Source organism: Micromonospora polyrhachis, assembly GCF_014203835.1.
Taxonomy (GTDB): Bacteria; Actinomycetota; Actinomycetes; order Mycobacteriales; family Micromonosporaceae; genus Micromonospora_H; species Micromonospora_H polyrhachis.
Genome location: NZ_JACHJW010000001.1, coordinates 2,152,193 through 2,164,250, shown reverse-complemented (window position 1 = coordinate 2,164,250; position 12,058 = coordinate 2,152,193). Strand labels below are relative to the sequence as shown.

Below are 12,058 nucleotides of genomic sequence, written 5' to 3'. Positions count from 1 at the left end.
TGGCGGAATCATGCTGGAACTCTCCGTCGGTGCGGACATCGAGCGGTGGCCGATCGACCTGGCGCAGTCGCAAGCCCTTCCGTCCCTCCTCCAAGCCCTGCTGCGGCAGTCCGAGACCCAGCTACCTCGGGCCGCTTGAGGTTTCCTGACTGGTCCGTGTGCATCCATTGCTGCTGTGGGACAGCAATGGATGCACACAAACCCAGAGATCAAGCGACGATCAGGCGGAGTCGAGCACGGCGAAGGCCCGTACGGGGAAGGTGCCCATCCCGGCGACCAGAGGCGGTGCGGCGGTGAACCGGAACCCGTCCGGCGGCAACTGGCCCAACCCGCGCAGGTGCTCGACGATCGGGATGCCGGCCGCCAACAGGGCGCTGTGCGCCGGTCGGGTCCCGGCCGACGCCGGGCCCATGTCGTCAATGTTGATCGAGTCGATGCCGACCAGCGCCGCACCCGCCTCGACCAGCCACTGCGCGCCGTCCCCGGTCAGGTACGGGTGCTCCGGCGAGCCGTACCGATCGGTGTCGAAGTGTTCGTTCCACCCGGTGTGCAGCAGCACCGCCCGACCAGCCACCTCGTACGGGGCGAGCATCAGCCGGTCGACGGCGCGCGTCCCGGCCGGCACCCGTACGACGATGCCGGGCAGGTCGGCGAGGCGGTCCAGCGGCACGCCGGCCAGGTCAACCTGCCCCGCCCAGCGGTGTCCGGGCGTGTCCACGTACGTGCCGGTGTTGGCGATCATGTCGATCCGGCCGATCTGGAACTCGGTGCCCGGTGCGTACCGCGCACGGGAGTCCGCCCAGCTCATCCAGTCGGTGATCCGGGGTGCCGGGAAGCCCGGCAGGGTGACCATCCCGTCCCGGATGACGTGACTCAACTCGATCATGCGACGAGCCCCGACACTGGGTGAGGCAGTCACGCCCCGGCCACCCTTGTGTGCCTCCTGGATGATCGTCTTGTTGCTGATCCGCACCTCGGCCACCATCAGTAGCCCGAGATGGCGGACGAAGAGCGCCGCCAACTCGTCGTCGCCGATCGTCGTACCCTCGATCGTCGTGCCCGGAATGTCCAGCCGAAAGCCCTCCGTGCGAAGTCCGCCACCGTTGGCAAAGCTGACCTCCGCGTCGAACTGCGCCCGCCACTGTGCCGTTTCCGTCTGCCCCGGTGTCGGTTCCACGTGTTCTGTCACATGGGCAAGCATGCCGGCAGATCGCCGTACGGCGACAGGGCAGTTGTGTCCGCTGGTCGCGACGCCACGGGGGCGAACCTGGGCGGGTGGGGTGGCTCAGCGATTGACCCGGTCGGCCGCAGCGCGCCGGACCTTTTCCTCTTCGATGGGGTCGTCGCGTAACTCGGCCAACCAGCGCTGGGCGTGTTCGGTGAGCGGAGCGTGCTGGGCGGCCAACAGCCGCACCTCGGGCTCGCAGTCGAGCAGATGGATCGGCAGCGCATCCGTCGTGCGCTGCGGGTCCAGGAGCAGCAGACTGCGCAGATAGCTGGCTCGCTCGTACGAGTGTGGTGAGGCGATGGTCAGCCAGCGCAACTGGCGGACCAGCCTTACCTGGGTGTCGGCGTGTGCGGCCGGCGGCGAGCCGGCGAGGATTCGGGCGAGGCCCTCGGTCAGGCGGTCGTAACCGCACCACCGGTCGGTGAGCTGGTCGAGGGCGGCGAGTAGCACCGGGATGTCCTGCCCGTCGCCGTACGCGGCGAGCAGGTCCGGGGCGTGGTGGAACAGCGGGTGCTCGGCATCGGCGGCCCACCGCCTAGCCGCCGGGACGCCCAGGGGGCCGAGTAGACGCAGCGCGCCGAGCAGGCCCGCCGGCCGTGCCGGTGCCAGGTGTTCGATGAGGTCGAGGAGTTCCGGTACGGGACGTCCCCGGCGTCGGATCTGCCAGAGTACGGCTCCCGCGCTGCGCGGATTGGTGTCTACTGCCGCCCGCAGGGCGGCAACCAGTTCAGCGTCGGATGCCGTGGCCAGGTCGATCCGACGACGATCGGTCGAGGGCCGGGTGCGGTCAGCGGCGTCGAGCACAGCATCGAGTCGAACGTCGCGACCGCGCCAGCGTTGCCACGGCTCCCCCTTGATCAACAGTTCTGCCGCGTCGGCGGCGGAGATGCGCTTGGCGGCGACCTCCCAGAGGTCATCCCACCACTCGACGGGCCACTCGTCGGTCAGCGCCTCCAGGACATCGATCCAGCGAATGCCGTCGCGGACGTATGCCCGCAGTGCCGCGCGGGCCTGCGTGTCGCCGGCGCGGGCCAGTGTCTCCAGGATCCCGACCGCGAGATTGAACTGGTTGTCGTCGTCCGTGGGATCCGGTTGGGGCCAGGGCCGGTACGGACCGCAGGCCCGAAGTTGCGCGACCAGGGGAGCCGGATCGAGGCGCAGGTCACGCAGTAGCCGGGCCAGATAGGTGTAGCGGTCGTCGACCTGCCAATCCCAACGGGTGTCACGGCTGGTGCACTCGTAGACCAGTTGTGCCGGTCCCGGTCGGTCACGTAGCCGGGCTACCGCAGCAGCCACGCCTCGTTGCAGCGCGCCGCGCACAGTGCGGTACGACGCGTAGCGCCACTCGGGCGATTTGTCGCCCTCTTCGAAACTCATCGCGGCGCTGCTGCTACTTCAGCCATGTGCGGCAGGGTGACAGATCCGCCGGTTCACCGGCCACCGGTTTCTTGGGCTGCCGCGTCCACGTGTTCCGTCACACGGGCAAGCATGCCGGCATGATCGCCGTACGGCGATAGGGTGGAAAGGTTCACCTTCCCCGCTCTGCCCGGCCGGCTTACCCCCGTACCGGCCGGAGGCGGGGTGATTGTCGTGCGCATGCAGAGGTTGTGATCGATGACGACGCTCGCCGGTCTGCTCCACGCGGCCCTCGGCGATTCCGCGCTGGCCCGTACCCGTGATTTTGCCCGCAAGGAGCGGGGCGACGCGCTCGACCTGACCGCCCCGGCGTCCCTGCGGCCGTTCATCGTGGCCGCCGTGGCGGCCGACACGGCCCAGGGGGGCGCGGGTCGTCCGGTGTTGGCCGTCACCGCCACCAGCCGGGAGGCCGACGATCTGGCGAGCGCGCTGGGCAGCCTGCTCCCCGCCGAGCAGGTGGTGGTCTACCCGTCCTGGGAGACGCTGCCGCACGAGCGGCTCTCCCCCCGGTCGGACACGGTGGGCCGCCGGCTGGCCGTACTGCGCCGCCTGGCGCACCCGGAGATCGAGGAGAGCGGCGGGCCGCTGCGGGTGGTCGTCGCCCCGGTTCGCTCGGTGCTGCAACCGCAGCTCAAGGGGCTGGGCGACCTCGAACCGGTCCAGCTCGCCGTCGGGGCCGAGGCGGAACTGGAGACGATCGCCCGGCGGCTGACCGACCTGGCGTACGCCCGGGTGGACCTGGTCACCAAGCGCGGCGAGTACGCGGTGCGCGGCGGCATCCTCGACGTCTTCCCGCCCACCGACGAGCACCCGTCCCGGGTCGAGTTCTGGGGCGACGAGGTGGAGGAGATCCGTACCTTCGCCGTCGCCGACCAGCGCACCATCGACGCGGTGCCCCGGCTCTGGGCCCCGCCGTGCCGGGAACTGCTGCTCACCACCGACGTGCGGGACAAGGCCGCCGCCCTGGCCGAACAGCACCCCGAGCTGGCCGAGATCCTGGACAAGCTGGCCGAGGGTATCCCGGTGGAGGGGATGGAGTCGCTGGCCCCGGTGCTGATCGGGCCGGACTCGCTGGAACTGCTGCCCAACTGCATGCCGGCGGGCACCCACGTACTGCTCTGCGACCCGGAGCGGATCCGCACCCGGGCGCACGACCTGGTCCGTACCTCGGAGGAGTTCCTCCAGGCCAGCTGGGCCGCAGCCGCCGTCGGTGGCCAGGCCCCGATCGACCTCGGCGCCGCCGCCTTCAAGACCCTCGCCGAGGTACGCGCCACCGCGAGTCGACTCGGCCAGCCCTGGTGGTCGGTGTCCCCGTTCGGCCTGGTGCAGGCCGAGTCTGCACCGGCTGTCGCGCCCTGGGAGGACGAGCCAGCCCAGGTCAGTGTCACACCCGACGAGACGATCCCGGTCACCCTGACCGCCCAGCCGACGCCGCTCTATCACGGCGAAACCAGCCGGGTGGTCGAGGACCTGAAGCGGTGGACCGGAGACGGCTGGGCGGTGGCCCTGGTCTTCGAGGGGCACGGGCCGGCGCAGCGCGCGGCCGAGGTGCTGCGCGACGCCGGGCTCGGGGTGGCGACCGCCGCGACGATCACCGCCGCGCCGAAACCCGGCGAGCTGATCATCACCTGCGGCTCGCTGAACCACGGTTTTTTCGACGAGGCATCCCGGTTCGCCGTCGTCACCGGCAACGACATCACCGGTGGGCGCGGCTCGACCACCCGGGACATGCGCAAGATGCCCAGCCGGCGGCGCAACACCATCGACCCGCTGGAGTTGAAGACCGGCGACCACGTGGTGCACGAGCAGCACGGCATCGGCCGGTACGTGGAGATGGTGCAGCGCAAGGTCAACGGCGCGGACCGGGAGTACCTGGTCATCGAGTACGCCGCCTCGAAGCGCGGGCAGCCCGGTGACCGGCTCTTCGTGCCGACCGACCAGCTCGACCAGCTCTCCCGGTACGTCGGCGGCGAGGCCCCGACCCTGCACAAGATGGGCGGCTCCGACTGGCAGAAGGCCAAGGCCCGCGCCCGCAAGGCGGTCAAGGAGATCGCCGCCCAGCTGATCCAGCTCTACGCTGCCCGGAAGGCGTCCCAGGGGCACGCGTTCGGCCCGGACACCCCCTGGCAGCGGGAACTGGAGGACGCCTTCCCGTACACGGAGACGCCGGACCAGCTCGCGGCGATCGAAGAGGTCAAGCGGGACATGGAGCAGTCCACCCCGATGGACCGGCTGATCTGCGGCGACGTCGGTTACGGCAAGACCGAGATCGCGGTACGGGCGGCGTTCAAGGCGGTGCAGGACGGCAAGCAGGTGGCGGTGTTGGTGCCGACCACCCTGCTGGCGCAGCAGCACTACAACACGTTCGCCGAGCGGATGGGGCAGTTCCCGATAAGCATCCGGCAGCTGTCCCGGTTCCAGACGCCGAAGGAGGCCGAGCTGACCCTGGAGGCGGCGGCCAACGGCACCGCCGACATCGTGATCGGCACCCACCGGCTGCTCCAGTCGGCCACCCGGTTCAAGTCCCTCGGCATGGTCATCGTCGACGAGGAGCAGCGCTTCGGCGTCGAGCACAAGGAACACCTCAAGGGCCTGCGGACCGCAGTGGACGTGCTCACCATGTCGGCCACCCCGATCCCGCGGACCCTGGAGATGGCGATCACCGGGATTCGGGAGATGTCCACCATCGCCACCCCGCCCGAGGAACGGCACCCGGTGCTGACCTCCGTCGGGGCGTACGACGACAGGCAGGTGGCGGCGGCGATCCACCGGGAACTGCTCCGTGACGGCCAGGTCTTCTACCTGCACAACCGGGTCGAGTCGATCGACCGGGCCGCTCGTCGGCTGCGGGAGCTGGTACCCGAGGCCCGGGTGGCGGTGGCGCACGGCCAGATGGGCGAGGACGCCTTGGAGAAGGTGATGGTCGGCTTCTGGGAGAAGGAGTACGACGTCCTGGTCTCGACCACCATCGTCGAGTCCGGCATCGACATCCCGAACGCCAACACGCTGATCGTGGAGCGGGCCGACCTGCTCGGCCTGTCCCAGTTGCACCAGATCCGGGGCCGGGTCGGCCGGGGTCGGGAGCGGGCGTACGCGTACTTCCTCTACCCGCCGGAGAAGCCGCTGACCGAGCACGCGCACGAGCGGCTGGCCACCATCGCCCAGCACACCGAGCTGGGCGCGGGCATGTACGTAGCCATGAAGGATCTGGAGATCCGAGGCGCGGGCAACCTGCTCGGCGGCGAGCAGTCCGGGCACATCGAGGGGGTCGGCTTCGACCTCTACGTCCGGATGGTCGGCGAGGCGGTGCAGGCGTTCAAGGGCGAGCGGCCGGAGGAGGAGGTCGACGTCAAGATCGACCTGCCGGTGGACGCGCACCTGCCGCACGACTACGTCGGCGTCGAACGGCTGCGCCTGGAGATGTACCGCAAGCTCGCCGAGGCCCGCGACGAGAACCGGCTCCGTGAGGTCGTCGCCGAGATGACCGACCGGTACGGCACCCCGCCCGAGCCGGTGCAGAACCTGGTCGCGGTGGCCCGGTTCCGCCTACTCGCCCGCCGGTACGGCCTCAGCGACGTCTCCGTGCAGGGCAAGCATCTGCGCTTCTCGCCGCTGGCGCTGCCCGACTCGAAGCAGCTACGGCTCAAGCGCTACCACCCGGACTCGGTCTACAAGCAGGCCACCGACCAGGTGAGCGTGCCCCGGCCGAGCACCCGCCGGATCGGCGGCGAGCCACTGCGCGACCAGGCGTTGCTGGATTGGTGCGCCCAACTACTCTCCGATGTTCTCGGTGACCCGGTACCCACCGGAACCCCCGGTGCGTGAGAGAGTGGCGGCCATGCAGCGTGCTCGTCGTCTCGTCGCCGTCGTCACGGTGGCCGCCCTCGGGGTCATCGGCCTCGGTGCCTGTGCCCGGTCCGCCCCCACCGTCGCCGCCTACGTCGGCGACACCACGTATTCGATGGACCGGGTCGACGCCATCTATACCGACGCCGACCAGCGGTTCCAGGAAACGGAACGGGAGCAGTTCGCCCAGCGTGGCGAGACGCCACCGGCGCGGGTCGAGTCGCCGATCAGCCGACAGAACGTGGTGGACCTGCTGGTGAGCCTCGAACTCGGCAAGCAGGTCGTGGCCGAGAAGAACATCCGGGTCACCGACGAGGTTGACGCGGTCAACGCTGCCGGGGTGCTTCGGCTGTCGCCGACGACCGAGTACGTCCAACTGTGGGCCGAATGGGTCGACATCTACATCGGGCTGCGTGAGCAGTTGCCATCGGTGGAACTCACCGATGACCGGGTCACGTTGGCCTACCAGGCGCTTGTCGACGACGGCGTGCTCAAGCCCAACGTTCCGATCGCGCAGGTGCGGAATGCGCTCGGTAACCAGATCAGCGGCGCGTCCGCCGTCAGCGCCGCCCTGGCTCAGCGAGCGGAACAGGTCGGCACCACCGTCAACCCGAGGTTCCGTCCGGTTGGCGCACCGGTTTACATCGACCTACCAAATGTGGGATCGCGGACCTATGCCCTGCCCTACGTCGACTCGGCCGCCCCGGTGTCGGACGTGACCGGCCCCGCCGCTCAGTGACGATGACCGCGCGGGTCGTACTCCTGGTCACCTCGCCCCGGCTGCCGGCGGGTCTGCTCACGGCGGCGGCCTGGGATGTCGTACGCGCCAATCCGGTCTTCGCCGGGGCGGAGAGCGAGCTGACCACGGCCGTGCGCGTGGCGGGCGCCGAGGTGACCGTGCTCGGCGACGGGTCCCGGGTCGACGCGGATGCTCGGCCGGTGGATCCGGATGCTCGGCCGGTGGATCCGGATGCTCGGCCGGTGGAGGCGTTGCTGGCCGCCGCTGCCGAGCATGGCACGGCGGTGTGGTTGGCCGGCCCGTCCGGCGACGAGACCCTGGCCCGGGAGTTGGGGTTGCGGCTGGCCCGTGAGCCGGGGCTGGCCGAGCTGGAGCTGATGTACGGCTCCTGGGATCCGCCCGGTGCCCGGCTGCTCGACGCGGTCGCGGTGATGGACCGGCTGCTGTCGCCCGGCGGTGACCCGTGGAAGCGGGAACAGACCCACGCCACGCTCGCCCGGTTCCTGCTGGAGGAGTGCTACGAGGCGTACGACGCGATCGGTGCTGGCGACCTCGCGGCACTCCGTGAGGAGTTGGGCGACGTGTTGTTGCAGGTGGTGCTGCACGCCCGGCTGGCCGAGGAGTTGCCCGAGGACGAGCGCTGGTCCGTCGACGACGTGGCCGGTGGGCTGGTCGACAAGATGGTCCGGCGCAATCCGCACGTCTTCGCAGGTGCCCAGGCCGGCACGGTGGAGGAGATCACCGCCAGCTGGGAAGAGATCAAGAAGGCGGAGAAGGCCCGGGATTCCGTGCTGGACGGGATCGCGTTGAGCCAGCCGGCGTTGGCGCTCACCGAGAAGATCCTGGAACGGGCGGCGCGGGCCGGCCTCGACGTGCCGCAGCCCGAGGCGACGGATGCCGAGACCCGGCTCGGGGCGAGCCTGCTGGCGATCGTGGCGCAGTCCCGGGCCGCCGGGCTGGACGCCGAGGCGGCCCTGCGCCGGGCCGCCCTGGCCTACGCCGACGCCGTACGTGCCGCCGAACGCGAAGTGTCGGACAACGTTTCGGGGTCCGACCTGGTGTGATCAGGCATGGTGCAGCGATCGATATCGCTGGTATCAATGCCGTATGGCATCGACGTATCGCACCAAAGATGGTCACAGCGTCCGGGTCGGGGATCAGGTCTGGGCACAGAACGGTACGGGGCCCTTCATCATCACCAGACCCGCTGGCCTGAAGCCCGGTTGGGTGTTGTTGCTCCACGCTGGTGGCGATGACGACCAGCGGCTCCATGCGCCCGAGGACATCACGATCTACTACCACCGCGTCCGGCCTGTGCAGTCCTGGGAACGCTGATAGTGCGTGCGGTCGGGGCGTCCCACCCACCTTCGTAATCATTTCGGCCTGGCTCAAAGAGTCGCGGTCACGGGCCGGCGGCCGCCGAGGCGGGCGGGTACGGCACTGAGCGCCGCCACCGCCAGCACGGTTGCCAGCACCAGGCCGACGAGCTGCCAGGGCGCCGGAAGCGTGGCCTTGTCGCTGTCTCCGCCGGTGATTGCGTTGATGGCGGCGAACAGCGCCCAGCCTCCTGGGAAGACCCCCAGGACGGCACCGACGAGCGCGGGTAGCACCTGCGCGGCCGCCAGAGCGACGGTCATTTCCTGCGGGGTGGCACCGAGGGCGCGTGCCAGCGCCGAAGCATGCCGGTTGTCGAGCACCGTCGCCCAGGTGATGACGATGGCGTTGACCGCCGACAGGGAGAGCAGGACGACCGTCCAGACTCCGAGCACCTGGCGCAGGGTCGCGACCTGACTCTCGTCGTATCCGCCAGCGTCCGACTGATCGCCGAGGAAGGCGTTGAGCACCAGCAGGACGTAGATCCCGCTGACCGTGACCGCGATGCTGACCACGCCCAGCACCACCCGTCGCGGCCGGCGGGCGGCGACCCGCAGAGCGAGCAGCAGCGGGACGGGCAGGCGCGCCGAGAGAGCGATAAGCCAGCCGGTGCGGCGAGGTGGGCGTGCCGCGTCGGCCAGCGCGCTGACGGTGCTGGAGCGGGCCGCGCGTACGGCCGGAACAGCGGTCGCCACCACCGCGACGCCGAGTGCCACGGCGGTCACCGAACCGATCGTGAACCAGGTCAACGACGGGGTCCCCGCGCTGCCGACGAGGCCCGCGCTCGATTCGGTGAGCAACGGAGCGGTCAGCGCCCCGATCGTCAGCCCGGCCGCCGCCGCGACGATGGCCACCAGGAGATACTCCGCGAGCAGTACGACAGCGACCAGGCCCGGGGTGCCGCCGACCGCCTTGAGGAGTCCGACGCGCCGGGTCTGGTCGGCCATCCGGCCGCCGACCAGCACCGAGAGATTGGCCACGGCGAGCAGGCCGAGTAGCCAGGCACCGATCAGCAGCAGGATCTGGGAGTCGCGGGCCAGGTCGGTGGCGTCGGCGAGGATGCTCTCCCAGGTCTGCATCGACATGGCACCGCCATGATCGCCGCCGATCGAGTCGACGAATGCCTGGGCTTCGTCCGGGTCGGCCAGCTTCAGGTTCATCACATAGGACATCGAGCCCTGGGCGGCCGAGGCGAGGCTGCGCACATCGGCCTGAGTGAGCCAGACCAGCCCGGGATTGTGCAGCAACCCCGCCGGCAGCTGCTGGTCCTGCGGGATGGCACCGTTGATGCAGCCGACGGAGACGATGCAGGATGCCCCGGGATAGGGCGGCATGGCGGCGGTGACCGCGACGCCGACGACCTTGAACGACCTATCGCCCAGGGTGACCGAGTCACCAACACCCACATCGAGCGAGTTGGCGAAGGCGGCTTCGAGCACCACGCCACCGTCGCTGACCCAACTGCCCTGCGTCACCTCGGGCTGATCGACCGCCGCGCTGGTGGCGTCGCGCCCTTCGACCTGCACGTCCGATGTCCGGCCAGACGCCCCGAGCTTTTCGGCGATGACGGGGTACGGTCCGCTGTGCTCGGTGACGCCGGAGGCGGTGGCCAGTTTCTCAAGGCTGGCGAGGTCGGCGGACTGACCGATGGTGGCGACCACGTCGGGTCCCTTGGTTGCCGCCCGGGTGTTCTCGTACGGATCACTGGCCGCGTCGCGCAGAACGAGCCCGAGCGTCAGTGTCGTGGTGGCGGCCAGGATGGTGATCAGCAGAAGCACGGCTTCGCTACGACGCCGTCGGAGGTCACGCAGCGCCAGGCGGACCACGAGGAGGATGCGACCCATTCCGATCAGTCCTCCAGTCCGACGAGCGCGCCGAGCTGCCCGGTGGCGTCACCGGTCAGCTGGGTATCGTCGACGAGCGTGCCGTCGCGCATCGAGAACATCCGGTCCGCGGTGGCCGCGATCCGCGCGTCGTGCGTGACGATGACCAGCGTCTGCCCGGACTCGTGCAGGTCCTTGAAGAGCTGGAGGACGTCCAGGGTGGCGGCGCTGTCCAGGTTTCCGGTCGGTTCGTCAGCGAGAACGACCAGCGGCTCGTTGCTCAGTGCCCGGGCGACCGCGACCCGCTGCCGCTGGCCGCCGGAGAGCGCGGAGGGCAGGAAGCGCGACCGGCCGGCGAGCCCGAGCTGATCCAGCAACTCCTCCGCGCGCCGACGGGCGGCCCTCGGCGACCGTCCAGCGAGCAGTGCCGACAGTTCGACGTTTTCGACGGCGGTGAGTTCCTCCATCAGGTGGAAGGACTGGAAGACGTAGCTGACGTCGGTTCGCCGCATCCTGGCCAGGGCTTTTTCGCCGATGTTGTCGATACGCCGGCCGTTCAGCAACACCTTGCCGCCCGAGGGTCGGTCCAGCCCGCCCAGCAGGTGCAGCAGCGTGGACTTACCGCAGCCGCTGGGCCCCATGATCGCCACTGTCTCTCCCGCGCCGACGTCGAGATCGACCCCGTCGACGGCGCGTACCAGCCCTTCCCCCTTGCCGTACTCCTTCCGTAACCCACGGGTGCTCAGCACGGGCGTGTCGGCGGTGTCGCTCACGATCCACTCCTTCAGTGGGTCCAGTTCTTCTCACCTGCCGCAAGCCGGCTGGGCATCCGCTCGCCCGCACCGACACGCGGTGTCACCGGACACGTTTTACGTGGCGGCCGGTCACGGCAGAGTCCGCGCCGCTGTGACCGGGCTGTGACAGGCGCGCGGTTAGCCTCGGACCGGGACAGCGATGGTCACGGGGAGGTGTGGGTGATGCGGGTACTCGTGGTGGAAGACCAACCCGACCTGGCGAACTCGGTGGCCCGGGTGCTGCGGCGGGAAGGGATGGCCGTCGACGTCGCCTACGATGGCGGATCGGCGTTGGAGCGAACCACGGTGGTCGAGTACGACGTCATCGTCCTGGACCGGGATCTTCCCGTGGTGCACGGAGACGACGTGTGCCGAACCCTGGTCAACCGCGGAACGCTGACCCGGGTGCTCATGCTGACCGCCTCGGGCACGCTCGCCGAGCGGGTCGAAGGGCTGAATCTGGGTGCCGACGACTACCTGCCCAAGCCGTTCGCCTACGCCGAACTGGTGGCCCGGATCCGGGCGGTGAGCCGACGCTCCCGGCCCGCCGCGCCACCTGTCCTGGTCCACGGCGACCTGCGGTTGGACCCGGCACAGCGGACAGCCACCCGCGCCGGGGGTCGCCTGTCGTTGAGCCCGAAGGAGTTCGCCGTGCTGGAGTACCTGCTGAGCTGCGGCAGTCGGGTGGTGTCCGCCGAGGAACTGCTCGACCGGGTCTGGGACGAGGCTGCCGATCCGTTCACCACCACCGTGAAAGCCACGATGAATCGGCTGCGTGCCAAGCTCGGCGACCCACCGGTCATCGAGACCGTCCCCCGAGCCGGCTACCGGATCTGAC

General features: G+C 70.0%; 9 protein-coding genes. 5 read left to right on the top strand and 4 right to left on the bottom strand.

The genetic code is table 11. The annotated features are described in order from the left end of the window. Window positions 1–10 precede the first annotated feature (10 nt). On the top strand, window positions 11–139 hold the full coding sequence (locus tag FHR38_RS32820; RefSeq protein WP_281384840.1) for a hypothetical protein: 129 nt from the start codon (window positions 11–13) through the stop codon (window positions 137–139). A gap of 81 nt (window positions 140–220) precedes the next feature. On the opposite strand, the gene FHR38_RS32095 is transcribed toward FHR38_RS32820, so the two are convergent. Both FHR38_RS32095 and FHR38_RS08955 read right to left on the bottom strand, forming a co-directional pair. Beyond that, a complete protein-coding gene (locus tag FHR38_RS32095) occupies window positions 221–1,189 on the bottom strand; it encodes a cyclase family protein (RefSeq protein WP_312881988.1) in 969 nt (322 codons plus the stop codon). Between the two features lie 96 nt (window positions 1,190–1,285). Then, on the bottom strand, window positions 1,286–2,605 hold the full coding sequence (locus FHR38_RS08955) for an amino acid adenylation domain-containing protein (protein WP_184534238.1): 1,320 nt from the start codon (window positions 2,603–2,605) through the stop codon (window positions 1,286–1,288). A gap of 237 nt (window positions 2,606–2,842) precedes the next feature. Between FHR38_RS08955 and mfd the strand changes: the two genes are divergently transcribed. From mfd to FHR38_RS08940, 3 genes are read left to right on the top strand one after another with little or no spacing between them, the layout of a single operon-like run. Beyond that, complete coding sequence (gene mfd, locus FHR38_RS08950) at window positions 2,843–6,469, top strand: transcription-repair coupling factor (RefSeq protein ID WP_184534237.1); 3,627 nt, start codon at window positions 2,843–2,845, stop codon at window positions 6,467–6,469. A gap of 13 nt (window positions 6,470–6,482) precedes the next feature. Continuing rightward, window positions 6,483–7,229 (top strand): SurA N-terminal domain-containing protein, encoded by a 747-nt coding sequence (locus tag FHR38_RS08945; protein ID WP_184534236.1) that lies wholly within the window; start codon window positions 6,483–6,485, stop codon window positions 7,227–7,229. Between the two features lie 2 nt (window positions 7,230–7,231). Further along, window positions 7,232–8,293, top strand: coding sequence for a nucleoside triphosphate pyrophosphohydrolase (locus tag FHR38_RS08940; protein WP_184534235.1), 1,062 nt, complete (start codon window positions 7,232–7,234; stop codon window positions 8,291–8,293). Between the two features lie 324 nt (window positions 8,294–8,617). Here FHR38_RS08940 and FHR38_RS08935 read toward each other — a convergent pair whose 3' ends face one another. After that, the gene (locus tag FHR38_RS08935; RefSeq protein ID WP_184534234.1) at window positions 8,618–10,447 is read right to left on the bottom strand and encodes an FtsX-like permease family protein; all 1,830 of its coding nucleotides are present in this window, start codon (window positions 10,445–10,447) and stop codon (window positions 8,618–8,620) included. Window positions 10,448–10,452: 5 nt separating this feature from the next. Beyond that, window positions 10,453–11,199: an ABC transporter ATP-binding protein gene (locus tag FHR38_RS08930; protein WP_312881986.1), complete on the bottom strand. Its 747-nt coding sequence runs from the start codon at window positions 11,197–11,199 to the stop codon at window positions 10,453–10,455. A gap of 204 nt (window positions 11,200–11,403) precedes the next feature. On the opposite strand from FHR38_RS08930, the gene FHR38_RS08925 reads away from it, so the two are divergent. After that, on the top strand, window positions 11,404–12,057 hold the full coding sequence (locus FHR38_RS08925) for a response regulator transcription factor (RefSeq protein ID WP_184534233.1): 654 nt from the start codon (window positions 11,404–11,406) through the stop codon (window positions 12,055–12,057). The last annotated feature ends 1 nt before the right edge of the window (window position 12,058 follow it).